At 41.2% G+C, this 26,192-nt stretch carries 24 protein-coding genes and 1 pseudogene; 14 read left to right on the top strand and 11 right to left on the bottom strand.

From position 1 onward, the window contains the following. Positions 1–177: 177 nt before the first annotated feature. Complete coding sequence (trhA, locus tag NG55_RS17235; RefSeq protein ID WP_065344010.1) at positions 178–819, bottom strand: PAQR family membrane homeostasis protein TrhA; 642 nt, start codon at positions 817–819, stop codon at positions 178–180. Between the two features lie 101 nt (positions 820–920). On the opposite strand from trhA, the gene NG55_RS17230 reads away from it, so the two are divergent. Further along, complete coding sequence (locus NG55_RS17230) at positions 921–2,138, top strand: class I SAM-dependent methyltransferase (protein WP_065343932.1); 1,218 nt, start codon at positions 921–923, stop codon at positions 2,136–2,138. A 116-nt stretch (positions 2,139–2,254) separates the two neighbouring features. Next, on the top strand, positions 2,255–2,887 hold the full coding sequence (locus NG55_RS17225) for a hypothetical protein (RefSeq protein ID WP_016660168.1): 633 nt from the start codon (positions 2,255–2,257) through the stop codon (positions 2,885–2,887). A gap of 73 nt (positions 2,888–2,960) precedes the next feature. On the opposite strand, the gene NG55_RS17220 is transcribed toward NG55_RS17225, so the two are convergent. The 5 genes from NG55_RS17220 to NG55_RS17200 form a co-directional block, all read right to left on the bottom strand. Then, a complete protein-coding gene (locus tag NG55_RS17220; protein ID WP_016660169.1) occupies positions 2,961–3,188 on the bottom strand; it encodes a hypothetical protein in 228 nt (75 codons plus the stop codon). A gap of 173 nt (positions 3,189–3,361) precedes the next feature. Then, positions 3,362–4,216, bottom strand: coding sequence for a patatin-like phospholipase family protein (locus NG55_RS17215; RefSeq protein WP_016540630.1), 855 nt, complete (start codon positions 4,214–4,216; stop codon positions 3,362–3,364). Between the two features lie 349 nt (positions 4,217–4,565). Further along, positions 4,566–4,790, bottom strand: a complete 225-nt coding sequence (locus NG55_RS17210; protein WP_005244151.1) for a hypothetical protein — start codon at positions 4,788–4,790, stop codon at positions 4,566–4,568. A 166-nt stretch (positions 4,791–4,956) separates the two neighbouring features. Next, positions 4,957–7,092: a 3-hydroxyacyl-CoA dehydrogenase NAD-binding domain-containing protein gene (locus NG55_RS17205; RefSeq protein WP_065343931.1), complete on the bottom strand. Its 2,136-nt coding sequence runs from the start codon at positions 7,090–7,092 to the stop codon at positions 4,957–4,959. A gap of 10 nt (positions 7,093–7,102) precedes the next feature. Further along, entirely contained in the window at positions 7,103–8,308 is a 1,206-nt protein-coding gene (locus NG55_RS17200) for an acetyl-CoA C-acetyltransferase (protein ID WP_016540628.1), read from the bottom strand. 218 nt (positions 8,309–8,526) lie between these two features. On the opposite strand from NG55_RS17200, the gene NG55_RS17195 reads away from it, so the two are divergent. From NG55_RS17195 to NG55_RS17180, 4 genes are all read left to right on the top strand, one after another. Continuing rightward, complete coding sequence (locus tag NG55_RS17195; protein ID WP_065343930.1) at positions 8,527–9,624, top strand: agmatine deiminase family protein; 1,098 nt, start codon at positions 8,527–8,529, stop codon at positions 9,622–9,624. Between the two features lie 83 nt (positions 9,625–9,707). Further along, entirely contained in the window at positions 9,708–10,244 is a 537-nt protein-coding gene (locus tag NG55_RS17190; RefSeq protein WP_016540626.1) for a P-loop NTPase family protein, read from the top strand. Between the two features lie 56 nt (positions 10,245–10,300). Beyond that, a complete protein-coding gene (locus NG55_RS17185; protein WP_016540625.1) occupies positions 10,301–10,846 on the top strand; it encodes a P-loop NTPase family protein in 546 nt (181 codons plus the stop codon). Next, entirely contained in the window at positions 10,843–11,274 is a 432-nt protein-coding gene (locus tag NG55_RS17180) for an NUDIX hydrolase (RefSeq protein WP_065343929.1), read from the top strand. Before NG55_RS17185 ends, NG55_RS17180 begins: the two co-directional genes overlap by 4 nt. Position 11,275: 1 nt before the next feature. Here NG55_RS17180 and NG55_RS17175 read toward each other — a convergent pair whose 3' ends face one another. Both NG55_RS17175 and NG55_RS17170 read right to left on the bottom strand, forming a co-directional pair. Beyond that, the gene (locus tag NG55_RS17175; protein ID WP_065343928.1) at positions 11,276–11,761 is read right to left on the bottom strand and encodes a GNAT family N-acetyltransferase; all 486 of its coding nucleotides are present in this window, start codon (positions 11,759–11,761) and stop codon (positions 11,276–11,278) included. Between the two features lie 94 nt (positions 11,762–11,855). Continuing rightward, positions 11,856–12,869 carry an AraC family transcriptional regulator gene (locus tag NG55_RS17170; RefSeq protein WP_004652394.1) on the bottom strand — a complete coding sequence of 338 codons (1,014 nt, stop codon included), beginning with the start codon at positions 12,867–12,869 and terminating at the stop codon, positions 11,856–11,858. A 478-nt stretch (positions 12,870–13,347) separates the two neighbouring features. Here NG55_RS17170 and NG55_RS17165 point away from each other — a divergent pair, with 478 nt between their 5' ends. The 7 genes and pseudogenes from NG55_RS17165 (at position 13,348) to NG55_RS17140 (ending at position 22,409) form a co-directional block, all read left to right on the top strand. Further along, on the top strand, positions 13,348–14,466 hold the full coding sequence (locus NG55_RS17165; RefSeq protein WP_023271390.1) for a CaiB/BaiF CoA transferase family protein: 1,119 nt from the start codon (positions 13,348–13,350) through the stop codon (positions 14,464–14,466). 144 nt (positions 14,467–14,610) lie between these two features. Continuing rightward, complete coding sequence (locus NG55_RS17160; protein ID WP_171258005.1) at positions 14,611–15,834, top strand: carbohydrate porin; 1,224 nt, start codon at positions 14,611–14,613, stop codon at positions 15,832–15,834. 143 nt (positions 15,835–15,977) lie between these two features. Next, the gene (locus NG55_RS17155; RefSeq protein WP_016540620.1) at positions 15,978–18,383 is read left to right on the top strand and encodes a glucose/quinate/shikimate family membrane-bound PQQ-dependent dehydrogenase; all 2,406 of its coding nucleotides are present in this window, start codon (positions 15,978–15,980) and stop codon (positions 18,381–18,383) included. Positions 18,384–18,556: 173 nt separating this feature from the next. Then, positions 18,557–20,200, top strand: coding sequence for a nitrite/sulfite reductase (locus NG55_RS17150; protein ID WP_065343926.1), 1,644 nt, complete (start codon positions 18,557–18,559; stop codon positions 20,198–20,200). Next, the gene (locus tag NG55_RS17145) at positions 20,193–20,678 is read left to right on the top strand and encodes a DUF934 domain-containing protein (RefSeq protein ID WP_023271393.1); all 486 of its coding nucleotides are present in this window, start codon (positions 20,193–20,195) and stop codon (positions 20,676–20,678) included. Before NG55_RS17150 ends, NG55_RS17145 begins: the two co-directional genes overlap by 8 nt. Before the next feature lie 49 nt (positions 20,679–20,727). Beyond that, a pseudogene (locus NG55_RS20725) lies at positions 20,728–20,941 on the top strand (hypothetical protein); the annotation flags it as partial. Between the two features lie 58 nt (positions 20,942–20,999). Further along, positions 21,000–22,409 (top strand): hypothetical protein, encoded by a 1,410-nt coding sequence (locus tag NG55_RS17140; RefSeq protein WP_065343925.1) that lies wholly within the window; start codon positions 21,000–21,002, stop codon positions 22,407–22,409. 51 nt (positions 22,410–22,460) lie between these two features. Here NG55_RS17140 and NG55_RS17135 read toward each other — a convergent pair whose 3' ends face one another. The 3 genes from NG55_RS17135 to NG55_RS17125 form a co-directional block, all read right to left on the bottom strand. After that, positions 22,461–22,904 carry a VOC family protein gene (locus NG55_RS17135; RefSeq protein ID WP_065343924.1) on the bottom strand — a complete coding sequence of 148 codons (444 nt, stop codon included), beginning with the start codon at positions 22,902–22,904 and terminating at the stop codon, positions 22,461–22,463. Positions 22,905–23,033: 129 nt separating this feature from the next. Then, positions 23,034–24,209, bottom strand: a complete 1,176-nt coding sequence (locus NG55_RS17130; protein WP_016540616.1) for a thiolase family protein — start codon at positions 24,207–24,209, stop codon at positions 23,034–23,036. Between the two features lie 110 nt (positions 24,210–24,319). After that, positions 24,320–24,835 carry a GspH/FimT family pseudopilin gene (locus tag NG55_RS17125; RefSeq protein WP_065343923.1) on the bottom strand — a complete coding sequence of 172 codons (516 nt, stop codon included), beginning with the start codon at positions 24,833–24,835 and terminating at the stop codon, positions 24,320–24,322. Positions 24,836–25,202: 367 nt separating this feature from the next. Here NG55_RS17125 and omp38 point away from each other — a divergent pair. Continuing rightward, positions 25,203–26,192: outer membrane protein Omp38 (gene omp38, locus NG55_RS17120; protein ID WP_065343922.1), on the top strand; the 990-nt coding region annotated here is incomplete at its 3' end.

The following is a 26,192-nucleotide window of genomic DNA, read 5'->3' as shown; positions in this document are numbered from 1 at the left end:
GAACATATAAGGACTGCTGATATTTCACTTTATGAGCTATAGCTCTCATTGCGATAGAGGGTGTTTTTTAGCCAATAAAGCAATGTATGGATGAAAGCTCAACAGCCCTAATGGCTGTCTTGAAAATTCCTTTTGAATATGCAGTTTTACTTCGAAAACTTAATGCTACATATGGGCTTATAATACATAACAGTAGATTGCCAAAAAGTGTAATCCTGCGCCTAATAGCACAAAAACATGCCAAATTGCGTGGGTATATCTTACCTTTTTTAAGGCATAAAACAATGTGCCGATGGTATAAGCCACCCCCCCTGCAATCAGCAGTTGTACCGCCTCTTTAGACAGGTAACGTTGCATATCATCCATGACTAAAACAGCCAGCCAACCCATGACTAAATAGGCGGCTAAAGAAAGCTTTTGGAAGCGATGAATGAAGACCAATTTGAATAGTGTCCCGATCAGGGCAATGGCCCATAAGGCAATCAGTAAATAATGCGCTTTGGCAGTCGGGATGGCGATACTGAGAAAAGGGGTATAGGTGCCTGCAATCAGATAGTAAATCGCGGTATGATCCAGTTTCTTATACCAATAGCGTTTACGTTCGTCTTGGGCAAAGTGATACAGCATGGAACTACTGAGCAACAGTACCAAGCTAAAACCATAGACCCATAAACTGATCCATTGCCCTAAAGGCAGGCCATAGCCTTTGATGATCAAAAAGATTGAGGCAATTAAAGCCAGTACTGCGCCAGCCCCATGACTATAGGCATTAATCAGTTCTTCTTTGGGGTCATAGTCCAGCAATGTGTTTGTGTTCATCAAGCGATCTGGTTGCATAAAAATACAACTGTATCGTAATGCAATTTCCCTTTTAAAGTAAGACGCTTTAAAATTTAGTTTCTATTTGTCAGGTTTTCATTATGTTTGCGCCGAAATTTTCTTTTGAACAAGAACAGCAGTTTTTCTTGGATATCCAGCAAGCTATTGAAAATAAAAGCTTTGATCGTCTGATTTTGAGTCAGTACAAAGGCGAAATGGCACAATTAGAAAAGATGACTTTCCGTGTAATTGAACTACAGGGTCAGGCAAGTTTATCTTGTTTATATCATTACACCACACAAGACATGACCAAAAACTATGCGATTGATGAAGGCTTAGAAAAAATTGCTGAGCTATTGAACCTGTCTAAGCAAGCCAATCTATTCACTTCTGATCAAGATATTCAACTCAAGAAAAATAAAAAGAAAGCGATGTTGAATAGCCAGAAAAAACAAGTTCCTACAGCCAAAGTAGAGCAACAGCAGCATGATCGTGAAAAGCAGCGTTATGTACAACAACAAAGTCCATTTTTAAAGTATCTCGGTATTACCGATGAAAAAGGGCAAATCATTCCAAGCATGGCGCGTAAGTGGAAGCAGATTAATAAATTTATTGAAATCTTTTCGCATGCCTATGAGCAGATTGATGCATCACAGCAAGAATTGAATATTGTCGATTTTGGTTCAGGAAAGGGCTATTTAACCTTTGCCTTGTATGACTATCTACAAGCGCAACAGAAAACACCGTTAATTACGGGGGTTGAACTGCGTTCAAACTTAGTTGAGTTTTGCCAAGATGTTGCTGCTCAGACCGGTTTTAATCATCTTGATTTTTTTGAAGGGGATGTGCGGAGTTATCAACCTGAAAAGTTGGATGTAATGATCGCCTTACATGCTTGTGATATTGCGACTGACTTTGCCATTCATACCGGTATTCGTCTGAATGCGTCGATGATTATGTGTGCGCCGTGTTGCCATAAGGAACTCCGTCCACAGCTAAAAAGTCCAGAGGTGTTACAGCCGATGTTGCAATTCGGGATTCATGCAGGGCAACAGGCGGAAATGCTGACCGATACTTTACGTGCCTTATTGTTAAAAGCTTATGGTTATGAAACCAAAGTATTCGAGTTTGTATCTTTGGAGCATACCAGTAAGAATAAAATGATTTTGGCGACGAAACGAAAGGATATTCAGCAACCAGATGCCAAGATCATGCAGCAAATCCAAGCCTTAAAAGCCATGTATGGCATTGAAAAACAAAGTCTGGAGTTGTTATTGCAAGATCAAATGCCAATCGAGAATATCGGTTGTAAGTGCTAATCACATGAATTGATTGCTGGATAAATCTAACGATATCAATCAATATGGGTTGATATCGTTACTTATGCGATAGGGTTGTAAATAAAAATTGAAGAATAACAAGTCGAGTCATTCCAATGATGAAAAACAAAATGTATCTCGCTGTTTTGCTCTTGGTCTTCTCCAATTTAAGTGAAGCAAAAGAGTTTGAGAGTCCACTCAATCAGAAGGGCGTTGTCAGTTTTAATCCTTCAACGCAAGCCAGAGTTCGTTTATATGGCCAAAATGGCCAGCAAATATATATGCAGCATACTTTTGATTGTAAAAGTAGAAAACAAGGGATACGTGAAAATTTAAGTGGCTACGGGGCATGGAATGCTTTCAAAACCTATACCCGAATCAATATGAATTATTCGATTGGTATGCCACGCACAATCATACAAAAGGACATTGAGCAGAATTTTAATACCTATCAGATGGTGACCTATAAGGAATATGTGGTAACGGCCAATCAACCGATCAATCTGCATGGATTTGTAGTGGGTACAGAGCAGACTACGGGCAAAGCCAAAGTGGTCGATGGATGTGAGAATACGGAAGCTTCATTTAAACCGCAAGCAGGCCGCGAGTATGAAATATTGGGAGAGAATGAAAACCAGCAATGCCAATTTAAGGTCTATGATTTAGCGTCGAAGCAATTGGTTCCTGTCTCAGAGCAAGCCTATATCTGCCCAAAAGATAAGTGGAAGTTTTGGAGGAAAGACGAATAAAGATGAACACTTTGATTTTTTCCAGTCAGATGACAAACTCCCAATAAGAGAAGTTTGTCAGGGGCAAAACTGGTTAATGCTGTTCTGTTACGACTTCAGAAGTGGCTGATTGTTGAGTGTGTTGCTGTTCTTGCTGTTGCGCTTTACGTTGTGCACCTGGCATATAATCAGGTTCTTGGGTCATGGCCAAATAGAAAAAGCTTAAAAAGATGGTGCTGAGTACACCGACAATGATGACAAATTTCCATCCCAATACCGTTTCTTCATTTGAATCTTTTTTGGGGGATGGTTGGTTATTCATAATAAATTCCAAAAATAACAAAAAGCAAAACTAGATTTTGCGCCTTTTTGGGCTGATTTGCCAAGTAAAAATATGGAGTTGGGGGAAAGTGATCAGCAATGGGCTCATACTTTAGAGAGGGAAGCGTATTAAGAATAAAACCGCTTCACCATCCAAAGTCGACTGAATAAGGATTAAAGCGTATTCCAGTCTTCAATCGCTTTATAGCCTGTTTCTAGACCCACATCATAACTATAGCGAATCTTGGCTTTATCCTTAGAAAGACGACCTGCCATGTTTTTTAAATCAGGGGGACACACTTCCAAAATTTTCTGGTTAGCGGCTGAGCGGGTAAATTCGACGGCATCGTTATAACGTTGTGTGCGAGTCAAAAGACTATGCGCAAAACCACGTTGCTGCTTAAACAGGTATTTGGCAAGCAATTGGTCACCTTTACTGCTGGCCTTATAATAATTTTTCGGGCGAGTTCTGAGTACCATGAGTTTAGAGACATCATGCTGTTGTGCCGCCCAATGTACGGGTAAAGCATCGGCAACACCCCCATCAAAGTAGGGCTCACCAAACACTTCAACCGCTTGACGTGTTAATACAGGAATCGAGCTCGAGGCTCTTAATCCATCAAGGATATTGTCTTTGGACGCTTTGATATAAGTGGCTTCACCCGAAATGGCATGTGTTAACACCATATAAAATTCAGGATGATTGGCAAATAGATGGGCTTGATTGAGCGGATGCTCTTTTTCGACAATGTCCCACATCCATTTTAAATCCAGTAAGTCACCACCTTTGAAAAAGCGACCATATTGGATAAATTCAGAACGAAGCGAGTGGTCGAGGTAGAGATTTAGCGTACGACCTTGCTGTGCGGCAAGGTAATTGGCGACATTGGTTGAGCCTGAAGAGACGCCGACGCAGAGATCAAAAGGGTTAAATTGTTGCTGTAAAAATGCATCTAAGACACCGCTGGTGAATGCACCGCGCATTCCACCGCCTTCAACGACCAGTGCCTGACGATTTTGTTGAAGCATTGAAAATCTCGAGTACCATGATAAACCCATGTTTTACACGGATTTATCATATTCGACAACAGGGTCTGTTGATATTTCAGCCATGCATTGCGTTATCGGCTAAAACGACATAAACAAGGCATGAAATGAAGGCAATGGCGATACCCTTGTCAAGTTTCATAATGCAGTTTATGGATGTTTTAGCCATAACCCTGCGGGACAAGGACATTTTTTGCCGCTACTTCGTTATGCCTTAATTTATTTAGAATAACTAAATTGCATAAGACATGCCTTGTATCGTCTAAAAAATATTCTCTGTCGCAATGAGAGCTATAGCTCGTAAGGTGAAATGTCGACAGACCCTAATATTTTAGTGATTGTGTTGATGTGCTTCAGTTGAGCCAGTTTCTGTCGACATTGAGGATTGTGACATTTCCGCAGGGGTTGCCGCTTTCTTCTGATTCATTGGCATATAATCTGGTTCATTGTTAATAGCCAAGTAGAAAATCACCATAAACAAAAAACTAAGAATAGTGGTGATAATTAATGCTTTCCAGCCCCAAGGCGAAGTTTCTGGGCAGAGTTTTTCAGACATAAGAAATTTCCAAATGATGCAAAAAAATAAAGCAGAATTACTAAACTTATAGCATAAATTGTGATGCATTACTCAGATGATTTGCTGTGATTTTGTCGAACATATGAAAAAGCCCGTACAGACAAGGAGTTCCATACGGGCCTTAATCGGCTTGGCTAAATCAAGATTATTGAATCACAGTATTTTGCTGTGCTTTTTCTCTCAATAACTTTGGTGGTGTGAAACGTTCACCATATTGTGCCGCCAGTTGCTCAGCACGTTGCAAGGATTCTTGAATACCATTCTGATTCAGGAATTGAATGGCACCGCCTGTCCAAGGGGCAAAGCCAATTCCAAAAATTGAACCGACATTGGCATCAATCACAGATTCTAAAACACCTTCTTCATAGCAGCGTAACGTATCCAGTGCCTGCACAAACAGGAAACGATCAATCATGTCTTGTTCAGAAATGTTGTTCTCTTTCTGCCAGCGACTGAGCCCATCCCATAAATGTTTTTTACCATTTTCAGGATAGTCATAGAAACCTGCACCTGCTGCTTTGCCTTTACGGTTCAGCTCATGAATCATGGTATATACCACTTCATCCACAGGGGTTTTTGGCAAATCTTTACCTTCTGCTTGCAAGGCTTTACGGGTTTCCCCAGCAACATGCTCAGTCAACGTTAAAGACACTTCATCCTGAATCGCCAGTGGACCAACAGGCATACCTGCTTTCAATGCTGCCATTTCGATTTTGGCAGGGTGTACACCTTCTGCGAGTAAACGCATTCCTTCTTGGATGAAAGTACCAAATACGCGACTGGTAAAGAAGCCGCGGCTGTCATTCACAACAATTGGGATTTTGGCAATTTGCTGAACAAAGTCGTAGGCCTTCGCCAATGTATCAGCAGAGGTCTGTTTACCTTTGATAATTTCAACCAACTGCATTTTATCGACTGGACTAAAGAAATGTAGTCCAATGAACGTTTGAGCATCTTTACTCGCCGTCGCCAAACCAGTGATGGGTAGGGTAGAGGTATTCGATGCAAAGATTCCACCTTCTGCCAAATATTGTTCAGCTTCTTGGGTCACTTTGGCTTTTAAATCTTGGTTCTCAAATACTGCTTCGATGATTAGGTCACAGCCTTGCAAGTCAGCTGCATCAGCTGTTGCGGTAATCAGTGCCAGCACTTGGTCACGTTTCTCAGCGCTCATACGCCCTTGAGAAACACGCTTATCGAGAAGTTTTTGTGAGTAAGCTTTACCTTTCTCTGCATTTTCAACTGAAACATCTTTGAGGACGACAGGAATGCCTTTGATTGCAGTTGAATAGGCAATGCCTGCACCCATCATCCCTGCACCTAACACACCGACTTTAGTCGCTTGCCATTTTGCAACATCCGCAGGGCGACTTGCACCAGACTTAATTGCATTGAGACCATGCCAAAAAGTACCGATCATATTCTTAGAAATCTGACCGACTGTGAGTTGAGTAAAGTAACGTGATTCGATACGTAAAGCGGTATCAACATCAACCTGCGCACCTTCAACCGCAGCCGCCATGATCGCTTCAGGCGCAGGGTAACAGCCTTTGGTTTTGTCACGCAGCATCGCAGGGGCAATTGCAAGCACTTGTGCCACCGCAGGCGTTTTTGGATCGCCGCCTGGAATTTTGTAGCCTTTGACATCAAAAGGTTGTTGCGATTTCGGATTGGCTTTGACCCAAGCAATCGCCTTGTCTAACAGCTCTTGTTCATTTTCAGCGGTGTCATGAACTAAGCCGAGCGATTTTGCTTTATCCACGCCAAACTGCTTACCTTCCATCAAGAATGGAAATGCATTTTGTAAGCCAAGCAAACGTACCATACGCACGATACCACCACCGCCTGGCAGTAAGCCTAAAGTGACCTCAGGCAAACCAAATTTGGTTTTTGGATCATTGATGGCAATACGGTAGTGACAGCCCAATGCAATTTCCCAACCACCACCCAGTGCCGTACCATTTAAGGCAGCAACAACAGGCACACCTAAAGTTTCAATCGCACGTAAGTCACCTTTGAGCTCTTCAATCATTTTGAAGAATTCAGTGGCATGTTCAGGTTGTACTTGAATCAGCTCATCCAAGTCACCGCCTGCAAAGAAGGTTTTCTTGGCAGAACGGAAAATAATACCTTTTAGATCGGTTTCTGCTTTAAGCTTTTGGCTGACGTCATTGAGTGAATCACGGAATTCTGCATTCATGGTATTGGCAGATTGACCCGATGAATCAAGGGTAAGAATTACAATATTGTCAGCGTTTTTTTCGTATTTAATAGCGCTCATGTTGTTCTCCTCACACCAACTCAATAATGGTGGCGATCCCCATTCCACCACCAACACATAATGTAGCCAAGCCACGTTTTTTACCTTGACGCTCTAATTCATCCAGCAAAGTGCCTAAAATCATCGCGCCAGTCGCACCCAATGGATGACCCATGGCAATGGCACCGCCATTGACGTTGACTTTCTCGGCTGGAACGTTGAGTTCATTGATAAAACGCATCACCACGGCCGCAAATGCTTCATTGACTTCAAATAGGTCAATATCATCAATCGTTAAGCCAGCTTTGGCCAAGGCTTTACGTGCAGCAGGTGCAGGACCTGTCAGCATGATGGTCGGGTCTGTACCCACCAATGCGGTTGCCAATACTTTGGCACGTGGTTTTAAGCCTTGTTCTTTGACGGCTTTTTCTGAAGCCAATAACACCACCGCTGCACCATCGACGATACCTGATGAGTTACCCGCATGATGTACATGGTTAATTTTTTGCGCTTCTGGATACTTTTGTAGAGCAACTGCATCGAAGCCCATTTGTCCCATCATTTCAAAGCTGGCATTGAGTTTTGCCAAGCCTTCAACTGTGGTCGCACCTCGAATAAATTCATCTTTTTCTAAGATCAGTACACCTGAATGATCTTTAACAGGCACAACGGATTTATCGAAATAACCGTTGGCTTGTGCTGCCGCTGCTTTTTGTTGTGAGCCGACGGCAAATGCATCAACATCTTCGCGGCTATAGCCATCTAAAGTAGCAATGAGGTCTGCACCAACACCTTGTGGTACAAAAGAAGATTTTAAGTTGGTTTCAGGATCAAGTGCCCAAGGGCCACCATCAGAACCCATTGGGATACGTGACATGGATTCCACACCACCTGCAACCACGACATCTTCCCAACCTGAACGGACTTTTTGTGCTGCCAAATTGACGGCTTCTAAGCCAGACGCACAGAAACGGTTGATTTGCACACCTGCTACATCATCATTCCACCCTGCGGCAATCGCAGCGGTTTTGGCAATATCGCCACCTTGATCTGCAATTGGAGTGACACAACCTAAAACGATGTCATCGACTTTTGAGGTGTCTAGTTGGTGACGTTGTTGTAATTCATTCAGTAATGATGTCAGTAAAGTAATGGGTTTAACTTCATGCAGTGAGCCATCTTTTTTTCCTTTTCCGCGTGGCGTGCGAATGGCATCAATAATGTAGGCCTCGCTCATAGGTTTTCCTTGTATCACCTTAAAATTGTTGTTTATCGAGTGTACTCAATTTAAATGTCAGTGCAATGATGATAAACATTGACAAGTTTGATGTTTTTCGCCAATGGAGTTGGAAATATCGGCAATCGTTAATTTTGGTGTCTTTTGAATATGTCTGGCAGGGTCTTCGATTAGACTAGTGCTTGAAAATGAGAGATAGAAATGATGGGCAAAACCACATGATAAAAACCAAGCGTCACTATGCAGCGATGGCATTGATCTTGTCACTTTTTGGATGCGATACATCTGGACGGGATGTTGAAAACAGCACAGCAAAGCAGGATAAAAACAAGATGAGTCAAACCTATTCCAATCAAGTTGCTGATGACAAAATGTTGTTGGTGTTGTCTGCGCCTTCTGTACACGATCCTTATTACAAGTCTGCTTTTCAACGGATTGTCGATTTCCAAATTGATTACGCCAAGTCCATTTTGGGCAATGATAATGTGGTGATTGTGGTCGATAAAGACACCAAACCGTATTTCACCGGCAAAGTGCCAGAAGACATTTTACTGGTGGATGATGTGCGTGATATCTGGATGCGCGACTTCACCACGGTTAATCCAATGCAGCCCGTGCAATTTACCTATACTTGGGCGTCGATGACGCAGAAACAAAGTAAAGATGTGCAAAAAAGTTTTAGCCAATTTGCTGACCGTTATCAAATTCAAAGAGCCAAAACTGATTTGATGCTAGATGGGGGTAACCTAGTTGATGACTATGCGGGTCGTGTGATTACTACCACACGGTTTATGGAAGATAATGAGCTTAGTTATAACGAGGCCAAACAAGAGTTAAAAGCCACGTTGGGTGCAACTGAAGTTGCCATTCTAGAGCCAGATGAAGAAGTGCTGGCACATTCCGATGGCATGGTTAGTTGGGTAGATAAAAATACTTTGCTTGTGAATGACTATTCAAAAACACCATCATTTAGAACCACCGTAATGAAGGAGTTAAAAGCGTCATTTCCAACTGCAAAAATTGTGGAAGTACCTGTTGAATATAAGACCAATCCAAAAGGGCAGTGGGAAGGTTTTGAATCGGCCTGTGGTGTGAATTTAAATGCAACAGTCACACCTCACAATATTTATGTGCCAACTTTTAATATGCCACATGACCAAAAAGCACTCACGATTATCAAGCAAAATACCAGTAAAAAGGTTATTCCTGTAAATGCTGAAAGTGTTTGTCCAATGGGTGGCAGCGTGCGTTGCCTCACTTGGCAAGTGACTGGAGAAAATGCTGCGAAACTTATTCAAGCCGCAAGAGATAAGTAATTGATTTGCAACTTGCGTCTGCGGATTCACAAGCTGATGCAAGTTGTATAAACTCACATGCCTTTTTATTGTGCTAATAACAAATGAAATTTATTAATATTATTGGTACCACGGGCTCAGGTAAATCGACGCTTGCCCGACAGTTGGCGCAAAAACAACAATTACAATACATCGAACTGGATAATTTACTATGGTTGGATGACTGGCAGGAGTCACCGAATGATGATTTTTTTGGCAAGCTTAAATCAAGCATGGACGCGGCACCCGCAGGTTGGGTGATTGATAATCTGTATACGCGTAGTATCGATAGGATTTGGTCTGAGGTCGATACGGTGATCTGGTTGGATTATTCATTTTCGATCAATTTATATCGACTGACAAAACGAACCTTATGGCGGGCTTTGAGTCGAGAACGATTATGGGAAGATTCAAACAACAGAGAGAGTTGGAAAATGATGTTCTCCAAGAAATCGATCTTTCTGTGGATGTTGCAGAAATATCCGCAAAATAAGCAGCGATATTTAGCCATGATGCAACATCCAGACTATCAGCATATTCGGTTTATTCGTTTAACCACACCAACGCAAACCAGACGTTTTTTAGAAAGTCTACACTTATAAATACTCATCATCAGTGTAAGTAAAATCATGTGTTATACAATCAGGGGGGGGGAGTGATGAAATTTATTAATGTTGTCGGAACATCTGCTTCAGGGAAAACCACTTTTGCTCGTCAGCTTGCTCAAAAGCTGGCTGTGGCGCATATTGAAATGGATGATTTGTTTTGGTTGGATGATTGGCAGGAAACACCTGATCAGGAATTTTTTGCTAAATTACAAGCTCAAATGGAGCAAGCTACTGCTGGATGGGTGCTTGATGGTAATTATTCTCGAACGCAGGATTTGAAGCTGAGATATGTTGATACGATTATTTGGTTAGATTATTCCTTTTCCTTGAATCTGTATCGCTCAGTGAAACGGGCGATCAGTCGAGCAGTAACGCAAAAAAGATTGTGGGCGAATTCGAATAATCGAGAAAGTTTTAAGAGCAGTTTTCTGTCTAAAGATTCGATTATTTTATGGATGATTAGTCATCATGCTAAAAATCGGAAAAAGTATTTGACGATGATGAATGATCCCCAATACCAGCAAATTCGATTTGTTCATTTAAGCTCCCCGAAACAAGCAGCTGAGTTTTTACAGCAGATTAAGGCTAAACAATGACATCTATTCGCGCCAAAGCGTTATGCCTATTTCGCCACAATGACAAGGTCTTACTTGCAAAAGCGTATGATCCCAACAAGGACGAATATTTTTTCAGACCAATTGGTGGTGGCGTTGAGTTTGGAGAAACTTCTGTGCAGGCAATAGAACGAGAAGTCGAAGAGGAAATTCAGCAGCAGATAACACAGCCAAAACTTATCTGTGTGTTGGAAAATCTATTTCGCTTTGATGGGCAGCAAGGCCATGAAATTGTGTTTATATATGATGCCAAATTTGTCGATTCGGATGTGTACAATAAGCAAGAAATACAGGGTAATGAAACCAATGGATATCGCTATATCGCACAGTGGTTGAGTCAAGAACAAATAAAACTCACTCAATCTCCTGTTTATCCAAAAGGCATTGAGCAATGGCTATTCAATAACTAGATCATCTCAAGTTTGCGTTTATGGACTCCTTTGATAAATCTAAATGAAAGAATTGGTTATAGGCTGATTCGGTATATTCTGCGAAAGCTGCACCTTGAACAAAGCCAAACTTCTTATAAAGTTTGATTGCTGCATCAAAGTGAACGTCTTTTCCCGTTTCTAAACTGACTCGTTGATATTGACGCTCTTGAGCAACTTTTAGTAAATACTCCAGCAACTGCTTTGCGACACCTTGGCGCAAATGGTCGGGATGAGTCCGCATAGATTTGAGTTCTGCATGGTCGGATGTCAGTTCTTGAATTGCACCACAGCCCAGTAATTCATCATCGTTCCATAAGGTATAGACGCTAATTGACTCTTGTTGCAGACTGCTGAGGTCTAAAGCAAAACTATGTTCAAGTGGAGTGTTTTGATGCAGGCCATGCAAATGGATATGAATCAAATTTTGAACTTGTGGGTGAGAGAAGTCAGCTTCTTTAATGATCATTGTTATTCAAGCAAATTGTAGAGGTCTGCTTAATTATTAGCATATTTAAATTGCAGTGTTCAACGACATAACGTTAAACACTGCATTGAAACTCTTAGTTGTGATGACCGTGTAATTGGCGATATAGACCAGGGGTAACACCTGTCCATTTTTTAAAGGCACGGTGGAAAGTACTGGTTTCACTAAAGCCGACTTGCTGTGCTACATCTTCAAGAGTGAGATTAGGAGTCAACAATAAATGAATCGCCGCATCACGACGTAAGGCATCCTTAACACCTTGATAGCTTTTACCTTCGGCAGCCAAACGACGACGTAAAGTTTGTGGCGATAAATACAACATTGCTGCCACATCGTTGAGCGTTGGCATTTCTTCGCCAATCTGGCTCTTTAATACATCGCGAATGCGTGAAGTCAATGAGTTGGTATTTTTGAACTTCACTAATAATTGTGCAGGTGCTGCTTTTAAGAACTCTTCTAAAGTTTTTTCATCTTGACGGATTGGGAGGTCTAGATAATCCGCTGCAAATGTAATTTCGGTTCGTGGCGCATCGAATTGCATCACAGGTGCAAAGAACAATGCATCATATTCATCAGCATGATTTGGACGCTCATAACCAAAATGCACACGCTCTAAAGGTAGGCGACGTTCAATTAACCATGAAGCAAGACCATGCCAGATCATCAGCATACTTTCAGTAATGAAATGATCAGGATCTAAAGCTTTAGGAATATGCGGTACTAAACGGGCTTCATGCTTGTCACGTTCCAAGCTCACAGACCATTCATCTCCAAACAGTTTGTAGAATTGAGAGGAGAGTTCCAGTGCTTGTCCAAGTGTTTTTGAGTGGATGATCAATTGGCACATGATCGCAAATGTACCCAAGCGACGTGGCTGTACATCGAAGCCCACGTGTTCGTCTTGGGTAACCATCCATAACATTTTTACAAAACGGGTGTACTGCTCTGGAGAGATTCGAGCCTTCGGTTGGCGCAGTAATTCAGCCTCTATGCCGACATGTGAAAGTAACGTTTCAACGTCCATGCCTAGGCGTTTAACACCTGTTAAAGCCGCATTCACGAAGTGGATGCTGATCGTATCACGGCTCATATTGAATCCTTCAGTTTCTTTACTATTCACGATAATTGACCTAAATAACCGTCTAAAATAAAAAGGGCTTGTTAGTTGATCAGATATAGCTGCGGCAATAGACATTTTTTAGATGGTACAAGGCGTGGCTTGTGAAATTTAGTACTTCTAAATGAGCATGACATAACGCAGTAGCATCAAAAAATGCCTTTGTCCCGTAGGGTTGTAACAAAAATTTCCTCATACACCGTTATAAAACTCGGAAATGAATTGTCATTCCTGTCGTTTCATGCCTCGTCTAATAAAATTTTTGCCAACAACGCAACATATATATGATCAATTAACAAGCCCTATGGCAATTGACAAGAAAAATAATTGCGCCTTGTATACATGTTAAATTGCCGAAACTATCAAGGTAAATGGCTGAACATGACATTGTTTTTGTGTTTATCCACACCTAGTATAAAAGAAAATTTGAACAAATTGAGTAAAAAATATTATGCCATCTGCACTAAAGGGATTGAAAGTCCTCGATTTTTCGACTTTATTACCAGGACCATTTGCCAGTATGTACCTTGCGGACATGGGTGCAGAAGTTATCCATGTTGAATCTCCGACGCGTCCCGATCTGGTAAGGATTATGCCACCCTATGCCAATGGTCAGGCCACTGCGCATAGTTATCTGAATCGAAATAAGCAGTCGATTGCACTTGATCTTAAAGATGCAAGTAATATTGAGCTGATCAAAAATAAAATCTCTGAGTTTGATATTGTGCTGGAACAGTTTCGTCCCGATGTGATGCGCCGTTTAGGTTTGGACTATGAAACGTTGGCCGAGATTAACCCACGTTTAATCTACTGTTCAATTACAGGTTATGGTCAGACTGGCACGTATAAAGATCGGGCAGGACATGACATTAATTATTTGGCACTGGCAGGTGTTTCTGGACATAGCGGTCGTCAGGATGGTGGGCCACCGCCCTTAGGTATTCAAATTGCTGATGTGGCAGGTGGTTCCTTACATGCAGTGATTGGTATTCTTGCTGCCGTGGTTGAACGTCAACGCAGTGGTCTTGGGCAATATATTGATATTTCCATGACTGATTGTGTGGCCAGTCTGAATAGTATGGCGGCTTCAGCTAGTCTAGCAGGACAAACGCCACAAGCACCTGAGGCTGGCATGCTGAATGGTGCAAGCTTCTATGATTACTATCAAACTAAAGATGGACGTTATTTCTCGGTCGGAAGCCTAGAGCCACAATTTATGGCAGGCTTAGCCGCAGCTTTAGAATTACCTGTACTGCTTGCTAAAGGCACCTCGTTTGATCCTGAAGATCGCCAAACCGTAAAACAGGCGTTGCAAGAAAAGTTCAAAACCCAAGATTTTGCAGCATGGCAACACTTGTTCCAAAGCTTGGATATCTGTGTAGAACCTGTTTTAAGCCTAGACGAGGCTTTAGTCTCACCGATGGCGCAGCAACGGGGCTGGGTGGTTGACGTACCTGTATCGGAAAATGCAGCACAAACTGAGTCTCAGTTGGCCTGTCCAATTAAATTTTCTCGCTCACAAATGAAGTATGCCTTTATTGGTCAGGGCTTGGGTGAAGGTAAATGGTAGAAAATATGTGCGACTAATCACTGATTGTTAAAATATTGTACAGATTGTTAACATTTTGAATAAGTTGTAATTTAAAAATAAGAGTAACCTTTTATACACAATAACATAAAAGGTTACGTAAACATGACAATCTCTAAATCTTTGATTGTTTCTTGTTTATCCGTTCTATCATTGAGTCTTTTCACACAACATACTCAAGCAGCTTCTTCCGCATTTGACCCAAATGGTCAATGGCTGTTTGGTGATTGGAACGGTCAACGCACTGCGTTGCAAGAACAGGGTTACAAATTTTCTGCTGATTACACAGGTGAATTCGCAGGGGTTTTAGATTCTAAACAACACTCAAGCCATGGCAGTGAATTTACTGGACAATTGGCTTTAGGTACTCACTTCGACCTAAATAAAATTTTAGGTTGGCAAGATACAGAGGCACAAATCACGGTGACATATCGTGATGGTCAGTCTTTGTCACAAACTGCAGATGGCTTACAAGGTCACCAAAGTTCGGTACAGGAAGTTTGGGGGCGTGGTCAAACATGGCGTCTAACAGACCTTTGGATCAAAAAGAAATTTTTAGATCAAGCCTTAGATATTAAAGTCGGTCGTTTTGGTGAAGGTGAAGATTTCAACAGCTTTGACTGTGACTTCCAGAACTTGTCGCTATGCGGTTCTCAGGTCGGTAACTGGGTCGGTGACCAATGGTACAACTGGCCTGTGAGCCAATGGGCATTGCGTGTTAAATATAACTTGCAGCCAGACCTATATGCACAAATCGGGGCGTATGAATATAACCCTGAAAACTTGCAACGTGGCAAAGGTTTTAACCTGAGTACCGATGGTTCACGTGGTGCGATTATTCCTGCAGAAGTGGTCTGGAATCCTAAATTAGGCGCATTGTCTCTGCCTGGTGAATACCGCTTTGGTTATTATTACAGCACAGCTGATGCCGCAGAAATTGAGAATCCTGCCAAAACTGGACATAAACAAGGCGGCTGGTTTACTGCGAAGCAGCAGCTCACTCGTCATGACGGTCAATCAGATCGAGGTCTGACAGGCTTTGTCAATGTGACGGTACATGATTCGAAAACCAATGCCATCAAAGACATGCAAAATGTCGGTTTAGTCTATAAAGGTTTATTGGACCAACGTCCTCAAGATGAACTGGCTATAGGTGTTGCTCGTATTCATGCCAATGATAAAAACAACAGTCTGTTGGATGAAGAATATAACACTGAGTTGTACTACGGCATTCATGCCACCAACTGGTTGACGGTTCGTCCAAATATTCAATATGTCCACCATGTTGGCGCATTGAAGGATGGCGATAAGACTTGGGTTGGCGGGATTAAGTTCCAAACCATTTTCTAATTTCGATACTCGGGCAGTTTTGCAGATGCAGTCCAGATGATGGGCGATATCTGCAAGATTGTTATTGTGATTTGAACTCGACCATTGAATAGATAAATCATCTTTTTAGTGGATCCAAAATATAAAAGATGCAAGGTGATCTTATGAATCAATCTGCTTCAAAATCTGGGCTTAGAACCTTGACGGTGGTGATTATCGCCCTCATTGCATTGTTCTTGCTTGTTGGCGGTATCTGGCTCGCAGCGATTGGCGGGTCTTTTTATTATGTGATCGCAGGTGTACTGTTGCTGATCGTGGCAGTACAACTCTATAAACGTGCCTCTGGTCCATTATGGGTCTATGCGGCGTTGATGTTAGGCAGTGTGGTTTGGGGTGTTTGGGAAGTTGGGACTGACTTCTGGGCACTGGCGCCACGCCTTGATATCCTCGGTATTCTAGGTTTGTGGTTGCTGATTCCAGCGGTGACACGTGGGATTGATAACCTCACTTCAAGTAAAGTGGCACTGTCATCGACTTTAGCTATTGCAATTGTGGTGATGGTCTACTCGATCTTTAATGATCCACAAGAAATTAATGGTGTCATTCAAACGCCACAGCCAGCACAAGCGAAAGCAGTGGATGGCATTGCCCCTGAAGATTGGCCTGCATATGGTCGTAGTCAGGGGGGAGAGCGTTATTCTCCACTCACTCAGATCAACGATAAAAACGTGAAAGATCTGAAAGTGGCTTGGACATTACGCACGGGTGATTTCCGAACTGAAAATGACTCAGGCGAAACCACGAATCAGGTCACGCCAATCAAAATCGGCAATAACATGTTTATGTGTACGCCGCATCAACATTTGATTTCGATTGACCCTGCAACGGGTAAGGAAAAATGGCGTTTTGATCCAAAACTCAAAACTGATAAAACCTTCCAGCATTTAACCTGCCGTGGTGTGATGTACTACGATGCAGCTAACACGACTGAATTTGCAACCAGCTTACAGGCGAAAAAATCCAGCTCAACCGAGTGTCCTCGTAAAGTGTTCGTACCTGTCAATGATGGCCGTTTAGTAGCTGTCAATGCAGATACAGGTAAAGCATGTTCTGACTTTGGTCAAAATGGTGAAGTAAATTTACAAGAGTTCATGCCATATGCTTATCCAGGCGGTTATAACCCAACCTCACCAGGTGTAGTATCAGGTACAACGGTCGTGATCGCGGGTTCAGTGACCGATAACCATTCGAATAAAGAGCCATCAGGTGTGATTCGTGGTTATGACGTGAACACCGGTAAATTATTGTGGGTGTTTGATACAGGCGCAGCGGATCCAAATGCAATGCCAGGTCAAGACACGCAGTTTGTACATAACTCACCAAATGCATGGGCGCCGCTTGCCTATGACTCTAAACTCGATATCGTCTATGTTCCAACAGGCGTAGGTACACCAGATATCTGGGGTGGAGATCGTACAGAGTTAAAAGAGCGTTATGCCAATTCAATGCTGGCGATCAATGCAACCACGGGTAAACTGGTATGGCACTTCCAAACTACACATCACGATTTGTGGGATATGGACGTACCATCACAACCTTCATTGGCAGATATTCAAGATAAATCAGGTCAAACGGTTCCAGCGATTTATGTATTGACTAAAACAGGCAATGCCTTTGTTTTAGATCGTCGTAATGGTCAGCCGATTGTGCCGATTACAGAAAAACCTGTTCCACAAACGGTGAAATGGGGACCACAAACCAAAGGTGAGTTCTACTCAAAAACTCAACCATTCTCTGACTTTGATTTAGCACCGAAAGATAAATTGACTGATAAAGACATGTGGGGTGCCACTATGTTTGACCAGTTAATGTGTCGTGTGAAATTTAAGAGTTTGAACTATGACGGTATTTATACACCACCTTCTGAAAATGGTACTTTAGTTTTCCCTGGAAACTTGGGTGTGTTTGAATGGGGCGGTATGTCTGTGAATGCAGATCGTCAAGTTGCGGTGATGAACCCGATTGGTTTGCCATTCGTGAGTCGTTTAATTCCAGCAGATCCAAACCGTCAACCTGTAGCACGTGGTGCAGGTACTGAGCAGGGCATGCAACCGATGTATGGTACGCCATATGGTGTTGATATCAGTCCGTTCCTATCTCCATTAGGTTTACCATGTAAACAACCGGGTTGGGGCTTTGTTGCTGGTGTGGATTTAAAAACACATGAAGTGGTCTGGAAAAAACGTATTGGTACCATTCGTGACAGCTTGCCAACCTTATTCCAATTACCACCAGTGAAAATTGGTGTGCCAGGTTTAGGTGGCTCGATCTCAACTGCGGGTAATGTGATGTTTGTCGGTGCGACACAAGACAATTACATCCGTGCCTTTAATGTTTCAAATGGTGATAAGTTGTGGGAAGCACGTTTACCTGCGGGTGGACAAGCAACACCAATGACTTATGAAGCCAATGGCAAACAATATGTGGTGATTATGGCTGGTGGACATGGTTCATTCGGTACTAAAATGGGTGATTATCTTGTGGCATACGCATTGCCAGATAAGAACTAATTTCATTTAGAAAACGATTGAAAAAGCTCAGATTGGTCTGGGCTTTTTCTTTTTGTGGCAACTAGATAGGCTTATCAATAAAACCGTTATTAAATATGCAAAAAAAGCATTTTGTTGATGAATGAAAGCTCGCTATGCTAGTCGCCTTTATAATGAATGACTAGCCATACGCCATGTATTTATATACGGATTTCGATCAACAACTGATTAACCAACGTGTTGCTCAGTTTCGCGATCAAACAGAACGCTATTTAGCTGGAAAATTAACAGAAGACGAATATCGTCCATTACGCTTACAAAATGGTCTGTACGTGCAACGTTATGCACCTATGCTCCGTATCGCTGTGCCGTATGGCTTGATGAATACTAAACAACTCAGAAAAATTGCTGAAATTGCGACAGAGTACGATCGTGGTTATGCCCACGTTTCAACCCGTCAAAATATTCAGTTGAACTGGCCAGCATTGGAAAATGTACCAGATATCCTTGCTGAGCTAGCAACGGTACAAATGCATGCCGTACAAACCTCGGGTAACTGTATCCGTAATACAACGACTGACCAGTTTGCAGGTGTGGTTGCTGGTGAGATTGCGGACCCACGTCCGACCTGTGAATTGATTCGTCAGTGGAGTACCTTCCACCCTGAATTTGCCTTCTTACCACGTAAGTTTAAAATCGCGGTATCGGCTTTAGAAGAAAAAGACCGTGCTGCAACAGCATTTCACGATATCGGTGTCTATCTGGTACGTAATGATGTCGGTGAAATGGGCTATAAAATCATGGTGGGTGGTGGTCTCGGCCGTACCCCGATTATTGGTAGCGTGATCCGTGAGTTTTTACCACGCGAAGATTTAATTGCTTATTTAGAAGCGACCTTACGTGTTTATAACTTACATGGCCGTCGTGATAACAAATATAAAGCGCGTATCAAAATTTTGGTGAAAGCATTAACACCAGAAGTGTTTGCACAAAAAGTGGAAGCTGAATTTGAGCACACGCGTGAAACATTGAAGATTCAGCCTGAAATCTTGAAAAAATTGGATGAAGAATTTACGCCATTTGATTATCAAGAGTTAGAAGATCAGGACTTTACCGACTTATTCGCTGCACATCCAAAATTCAAACAGTGGTTTAACGTCAATACCAATGCGCATAAAGTGAAAGGTTATCGTATCGTTACGATTTCTTTGAAACGTGCAGGTATTGCACCAGGCGATGTCACTAGTGAAGAAATGAACTTAATTGCGGATTTGGCCGATAAATATACGTTCGGTGAGTTCCGTACCACGCACGAACAAAACATTTCATTGGTCGATGTGCCGCAGAAAGATCTATTTGAATTGTGGCAAACGCTTGAACACAGCGACATGGCACGTGCACATATTGGCTTTATTACCGATATTATCTGCTGTCCGGGTGGTGATTTCTGTTCATTGGCCAATGCCAAATCGATTCCAATTTCAGAAGCGATCAGCCGTCGTTTTGATGACCTAGACACCATTTATAACTTGGGTGAACTTGATCTGAACATTTCGGGTTGTATGAATGCCTGTGGTCATCACCATGTCGGAAATATCGGTATTCTGGGTGTCGATAAGAAAGGTGCGGAATTCTATCAAATCACTTTAGGTGGTCATGCCGATCATGATGCATCACTCGGTGATATCTTAGGGCCTTCTTTTGCAGCTGAAGTTGTGCCAGATGTGATTGATGAAATCTTGAATACGTACCTTGACTTACGTACAGAAGGTGAGCGTTTTATCGATACCTATCGCCGTGTTGGTATTCAACCATTTAAGGAGCGTGCTTATGCTTAATACAACGCTACAAGTGCTCTCTAAAGATGGCACAATTGCTGACAATACGTATCAAGTCATTGCTGAAGATGGCGTGATTCCACAAGGTGATGTGGTTGTGACAACTGAACAGTTGGATCAATTGGCACATGTACAAGGCAAAAAGGCGCTTTACATTACTGTGAATGATTCACCTGAAACCCATCAATTTCCATTGAATGAGCTTGATGCCATTTTTATTGAATTTGCTGGTTTTAATGATGGTCGTGGTTATTCATTTGCGGCCTTATTACGTCGCCAAGGGTATCAAGGTGAGTTACGCGCAGTCGGCGATATCTTCAAGGATGTTTTAAACTATTTAAAACGTTCTGGCTTTGATACATTTGTGGTGAAAGAAGGTAAGGATATTCATGAAGCTGCTGCTGGGCTTCAGGATTTTACCAATCCTTATCAAGCATCGACCGCAGTGCCACAAGCAAGTTATCAAACTGGCGCATAAGCCGATTGAAAGAAAAAAGCTGAACCATGGTTCAGCTTTTTTATGAGTCATGCTTTTAGCAACTCAATTGAAGAATAAAAAGTTGAACCTTATTTTAAAAATAAATCCTGGGGTAGTTACTCTTTGCGATCGCAACGGATGTACTTTCGACATTTTACTCGGCAAAGGGTAATAGACTGGTCAATAAGCTTGATCAAGGTATTGCTCTAGTTTTATATATTATTTCTTTTACCTGTGCTGCATTGATGTTTAATTGGGGGCAGGGCATGACAGCTATTTCATAATTTGTTATAAAAATGAATTCTCTGATTTAGAAAGAACATGTTTAAATTTTTAAAAAAGATATTTGGCTCATCTGAGCAATATATAAATACAGTTGAAGTATTAAAAAAACCTGCTGTTGAAGGATTTGAAGAACAAGATTGTGATGTAAATGTAGCAAAAACAAGCAATGCAAACTCTAAACAGAATCATTTGGATGAGTTGCTTTGGCAGCTTAGAAGTTATGATGGATATACACGTCAACAGACATTAGAAACATTACAAGACTGTTATGAGGTTGAGCTTTTTCCTGCTTTATTATTTCGCTTAAGTGATTATGTACCGATTAACCAGCAATTAGCGGCTGCACACTTTCGACGTTGGAGCAAAAGGTCTGAGTTTAGTCAGCTTTGTATTGATTATTTTTTAGATATTGCGGCAATACAACAACGCATGCGTGTTGTTCCTGAAATTGAAACTTTATTGTTGCAAGAAGTGGCCAATAATACAGCTTATTTGCAAGAAACCTTGATTTCAGTACAAGGTAAGTTGCCTCGTATGTTATTGCTCTATATCAATAAATACAAATGGATTGAACGGGATTGTTTGATTGAGTTATGTAAAGCAGCGAAAGACCAAATGGTTCGCAAGTTTTGGCTTGATCATTTTATTCAACATCAATCTAATCAGGATATTAGGGTCGAGCTTAAAGCATCGAGACTTAGAGATGTGCAATATCATTTATTTGATGTTTTATATCAAAGAAAATTTTTAACAACAGATGATTTGATTTACCTCTGGCATAGTCCTTTTTTAGCAGTTATGGATTATGCATATTTTGCTTTAAGGCAACACCAATTTGACTTTGAAAAGTATTTTTCTCAACATTCTGTTGATAGCTTGGATCAACAACAGTTGAAAAAGCGGGTTTATCAATGGGTGTTATACAAAGGAGAGTCATCTCATCTTTTTGAGATTGTTGGTAAAATTGAATCCAAACAGATTGCAAATGCATTAGTCCTATTTGCCTTGAAACAGAAGCAGATTAATCTGCTTCAATTTTTAGAATACATTCAATTAACTAAACAAATATTATTGCCTTATCAATTTATTAAAGCAAAAATATATAGTGATGCTCAGCCAACTTTGGATGAACTCAAACAATATTTATGTTTGGTCAAAGAAAATTTGTCGTTGCAGCAGAGATTAGATCTAACTCAAGGCTATAGTTTATGGGACCAATTGTATTGGTTTGTTACTCAACAAAAATATATACAAACTGAAAATGATCAGCAGAATTTTTCCTATAATTTACGATGGCGGCTACAATTTCTAAGTTATGAAATTTATCCACCAAGATGGACCATACCTCAGAAAAATGAAATGAAACAGCATTTGCCTGCTTTTACTCAAAAATATCCTGAGATTTTCGAAGATGTTGGGGTAAAGAAGATATTAGAAAATATTTAGGGGTATAATGCCGTCATATAAAGTTTATATGGCGGCATTATATACAAGCAATTACCCATCTAACTGACAATTGATCATCCATTTAATCCCAAACTGATCCGTGAAAGCGCCATAGAGCGCACCCCAGAAGGTTTTTTCTAAGGGCATCTCAATTTGGCCATTTGCAGATAAAGCATTAAAGAGTCGTTGCGCTTCGTCTTGTTCATCTGGATCAAGATTAATTGAAATATAGTGGTTATTACCTGGTGTGAATATACTATTTTGAGCGCAGAATTGATCATTCACATCCGAAGCCATCAATACAGTAAATTCATTGATGGGTAGGGAAACATGTAAAACCAAGTTTTTATCTGCTTCTGAAAGACTGACACCTTCAGTAGGTGGCATATCGCCATAACGGCTGAGCATGGCAAATTCTCCACCAAACACAGATTTATAAAAATTGAATGCTTGTTCTGTTTGTCCTTTAAAATTTAGATAATGATTAAGTTGCATATGGGACTCCTTGTTGTTTTTTTATACACAGCATAACTTATCGATATTTTGACTATAGGTGCATTATTTTTTGTAATCCAAAAAATAAAAATCCTGCATCAAGCAGGATTTTTATTACGTTAACAAGGCTTAGATTAATTCAATCGCAACCGCTGTCGCTTCACCACCACCGATACACAACGCTGCAACACCTTTTTTACCGCCAGTACGTTTAAGCGCATGAATTAGCGTCAGGATGATACGAGAACCTGTAGAACCAACAGGGTGGCCCAATGCACAAGCACCACCATTGATATTGACTTTCTCTGCATCTAATTTGAAGTCATCGATAGGACACATAGTCACCATGGCAAAGGCTTCGTTGATTTCCCATAGATCGACGTCTTGCGCATCCCAACCCGCTTTTTTCAATACTTTTTCAATTGCACCAACAGGGGCAATGGTAAATTCAGAAGGATGTTGAGAGTTAGAGGCAGTCGCAAGAATTTTTGCCAATGGTTTTAAACCACGTTGTGCAGCAACTTCACTTGAGGTTAAGACCAACGCTGATGCGCCATCAGAAATTGAACTTGCGTTCGCAGCAGTGATGGTGCCATCTTTTGCAAATGCTGGTTTTAATGATGGGATCTTGTCAATTTTTGCACTTAATGGCTGCTCATCTTGATCAACAACGACATCACCTTTGCGAGTAGAAACTGTTACAGGAACGATTTCATCTTTAAAGTATCCTTCAGTAATCGCTTTCTGTGCACGTTGCAAAGAACGGATGGCGAAATCATCCATCTGTTCACGGGTATAACTGCGTTTATTTGCCATGTCTTGGGCAAATGATCCCATTAAGCGACCTGTTTCAGCATCTTCAAGACCATCAAGGAACATATGATCCTTAATTTCACCATGACCCATACGGTAACCAGCACGTGCTTTCGGCAAAACATATGGCGCATTGGTCATTGATTCCATACCACCTGCAACCACGATCTCTGCACTACCGGCTTTAATCATGTCTGCTGCTTGCATCACAGCTTTCATGCCTGAACCACAAAGCTTGTTAATGGTCACTGCACCTGTAGAGTCCGGTAAGCCAGCCTTACGCATTGCTTGGCGTGCAGGACCTTGTTTTAATCCTGCTGGTAAAACACAACCCATGATTACTTCTTCTACATCAGTCGGTTGCAGGCCAGAACGGGCAATTGCTTCTTTAATGGTAACTGCACCTAATTCTGGCGCTGTAACACCAGATAATGCACCTTGGAAGCCGCCCATTGCTGTACGAGCGCCATTAACGATTACGATATCAGTCATGATGTGTCTCCACACTTATAATTTATAAAAATGTTCCAAACTTAAGCAGTATAGTAAAAAAAGGATTGGAATAAAGGGTTTTACTTATTTTAGGCTAGACTGAAGAGTTTTTAGCAACTGGATAACTTTTCAAAACGAATATTGCCCATACGGCTCAAGACAATTTTAGTATGGTACTGAGGGGACTCGGAACAGTAGATAAAGCTGCCATTCGAGGCAAAGGGGAGGCCATTCTCAGCTTGAAAAACAAGAGAGTTGGGACTTCGCCCAAAGGACTTAAAACTGAGGCGACCATATTTATGATTCAGGGGAACAATAAAAAGTAGTATTTCGTTCGGATCGCGTTGGCTATTTCGATTAGTATCAATAAATCCAATAAAACCCTTATTCCAATCTGTGTCGCAGTTCTCAAAATCCAAACTTGGGCACAGCATCACATTTTTATGATAAAGCTGTGCATCCGTTTTTGCTTTTTGTATGTGAATTGTGAGAGTTCTTTTGAGGAATTTTACTTCATTTGCAATCATTGTCTCACGAAAATAAGGAAGTGCAATGATGCTTAAAATTGCTAAAACACCTAAGGTGATGATTAACTCGATTAAAGTGAAACCAAAAGATTTAAACATATTTTACCTATCTATTTTTATTAATTTTTTTATTAACAGTGCGTTAAGTGAAAACACGATCTTTATGCTAATTTTTGCTAAAAAATAAATTAAAATAAACTAAAGCAAAAGCCCCTGAACAATAATCGATTCAGATATCTTATGGGAATTAAAAATTTACTGAACTACAACGGAAATTGTAAGAAATTTTGTCAATAATTTGCGAGGTTAAAGTTATCAAGCACTTGGAAAATTGATCAAGTGTTTGTATGATTCAAAGTGAAGTGAATAGCTGAAAAAATAATACTGCAGAACATCGCTGTTCTCAGGGCGAAAAACCATAGGCTGATCTTACACAACAAACAATTGTTATCTCTGGAGGATATCCATGAAATTGAGTCGTATTGCACTTGCTATGCTTGTTGCTGCTCCGTTAGCTGCTGCGAATGCGGGCGTAACAGTAACTCCATTAATGCTTGGTTACACATTCCAAGACACTAAACACAATAATGGTGATAAGCATCTAACAAATGGTCCTGAGCTTCAGGATGATTTATTTGTTGGTGCTGCTTTAGGTATCGAATTAACTCCATGGTTAGGTTTTGAAGCAGAATATAACCAAGTGAAAGGTGATGTTGACGGTACTGTTGCTAATGCTGAATATAAGCAACAACAAATCAATGGTAACTTCTACGTTACTTCTGATTTGATCACTAAAAACTATGACAGCAAAATCAAGCCATATGTATTGTTAGGTGCTGGTCATTACAAATACAAATTTGATGATGCTACTGCTGCTGAATTCGGACGTGCTGGTCGCGGCTTGAAAGAAGAAGGTACTTTAGGTAATGCTGGTTTTGGTGCTTTCTGGCGCTTAAATGATGCTTTATCTCTTCGTACAGAAGCTCGTGGTACTTATAACATCGATGAAGACTTCTGGAACTATACAGCGCTTGCTGGTTTGAACGTAGTTCTTGGTGGTCACTTGAAGCCAGCTGCTCCAGTTGTAGAAGTTGCTCCAGTTGAACCAACTCCAGTTGCTCCACAACCACAAGAGTTAACTGAAGATCTTAACATGGAACTTCGCGTATTCTTCGATACGAACAAGTCTGACATCAAACCACAATACAAGTCTGAAATTGCTAAGGTTGCTGAGAAGTTAGCTGAATACCCGAATGCGACAGCTCGTATTGAAGGTCACACAGATAACACTGGTCCACGTAAGTTGAACGAACGTTTATCTTTGGCTCGTGCTAACTCTGTTAAATCTGCACTTGTAAATGAATACAACGTGAATGCAACTCGTTTGACAACTCAAGGTTTCGCTTGGGATCAACCGATTGCTGACAACAAAACTAAAGAAGGTCGTGCTATGAAC

The sequence above is a fragment of the Acinetobacter gyllenbergii genome (assembly GCF_001682515.1).
Classification (GTDB): domain Bacteria; phylum Pseudomonadota; class Gammaproteobacteria; order Pseudomonadales; family Moraxellaceae; genus Acinetobacter; species Acinetobacter gyllenbergii.
This window is presented reverse-complemented; position numbering and strand designations above follow the sequence as displayed.

What these genes read in the sequence shown, in the direction of transcription:
- NG55_RS17130 (WP_016540616.1), bottom strand. Translation starts at nt 24,209, where the DNA reads ATGACTGATATCGTAATCGTTAATGGCGCTCGTACAGCAATGGGCGGC.
- NG55_RS17145 (WP_023271393.1), top strand. Translation starts at nt 20,193, where the DNA reads ATGCTTAATACAACGCTACAAGTGCTCTCTAAAGATGGCACAATTGCT.
- NG55_RS17210 (WP_005244151.1), bottom strand. Translation starts at nt 4,790, where the DNA reads ATGTCTGAAAAACTCTGCCCAGAAACTTCGCCTTGGGGCTGGAAAGCA.
- NG55_RS17175 (WP_065343928.1), bottom strand. Translation starts at nt 11,761, where the DNA reads ATGATCATTAAAGAAGCTGACTTCTCTCACCCACAAGTTCAAAATTTG.
- NG55_RS17205 (WP_065343931.1), bottom strand. Translation starts at nt 7,092, where the DNA reads ATGAGCGCTATTAAATACGAAAAAAACGCTGACAATATTGTAATTCTT.
- NG55_RS17125 (WP_065343923.1), bottom strand. Translation starts at nt 24,835, where the DNA reads ATGTTTAAATCTTTTGGTTTCACTTTAATCGAGTTAATCATCACCTTA.
- NG55_RS17135 (WP_065343924.1), bottom strand. Translation starts at nt 22,904, where the DNA reads ATGCAACTTAATCATTATCTAAATTTTAAAGGACAAACAGAACAAGCA.
- NG55_RS17180 (WP_065343929.1), top strand. Translation starts at nt 10,843, where the DNA reads ATGACATCTATTCGCGCCAAAGCGTTATGCCTATTTCGCCACAATGAC.
- NG55_RS17140 (WP_065343925.1), top strand. Translation starts at nt 21,000, where the DNA reads ATGTTTAAATTTTTAAAAAAGATATTTGGCTCATCTGAGCAATATATA.
- NG55_RS17155 (WP_016540620.1), top strand. Translation starts at nt 15,978, where the DNA reads ATGAATCAATCTGCTTCAAAATCTGGGCTTAGAACCTTGACGGTGGTG.
- NG55_RS17215 (WP_016540630.1), bottom strand. Translation starts at nt 4,216, where the DNA reads ATGCTTCAACAAAATCGTCAGGCACTGGTCGTTGAAGGCGGTGGAATG.
- NG55_RS17230 (WP_065343932.1), top strand. Translation starts at nt 921, where the DNA reads ATGTTTGCGCCGAAATTTTCTTTTGAACAAGAACAGCAGTTTTTCTTG.
- NG55_RS17195 (WP_065343930.1), top strand. Translation starts at nt 8,527, where the DNA reads ATGATAAAAACCAAGCGTCACTATGCAGCGATGGCATTGATCTTGTCA.
- NG55_RS17185 (WP_016540625.1), top strand. Translation starts at nt 10,301, where the DNA reads ATGAAATTTATTAATGTTGTCGGAACATCTGCTTCAGGGAAAACCACT.
- NG55_RS17200 (WP_016540628.1), bottom strand. Translation starts at nt 8,308, where the DNA reads ATGAGCGAGGCCTACATTATTGATGCCATTCGCACGCCACGCGGAAAA.
- NG55_RS17170 (WP_004652394.1), bottom strand. Translation starts at nt 12,869, where the DNA reads ATGAGCCGTGATACGATCAGCATCCACTTCGTGAATGCGGCTTTAACA.
- NG55_RS17220 (WP_016660169.1), bottom strand. Translation starts at nt 3,188, where the DNA reads ATGAATAACCAACCATCCCCCAAAAAAGATTCAAATGAAGAAACGGTA.
- NG55_RS17165 (WP_023271390.1), top strand. Translation starts at nt 13,348, where the DNA reads ATGCCATCTGCACTAAAGGGATTGAAAGTCCTCGATTTTTCGACTTTA.
- NG55_RS17190 (WP_016540626.1), top strand. Translation starts at nt 9,708, where the DNA reads ATGAAATTTATTAATATTATTGGTACCACGGGCTCAGGTAAATCGACG.
- NG55_RS17150 (WP_065343926.1), top strand. Translation starts at nt 18,557, where the DNA reads ATGTATTTATATACGGATTTCGATCAACAACTGATTAACCAACGTGTT.
- trhA (WP_065344010.1), bottom strand. Translation starts at nt 819, where the DNA reads ATGAACACAAACACATTGCTGGACTATGACCCCAAAGAAGAACTGATT.
- NG55_RS17225 (WP_016660168.1), top strand. Translation starts at nt 2,255, where the DNA reads ATGATGAAAAACAAAATGTATCTCGCTGTTTTGCTCTTGGTCTTCTCC.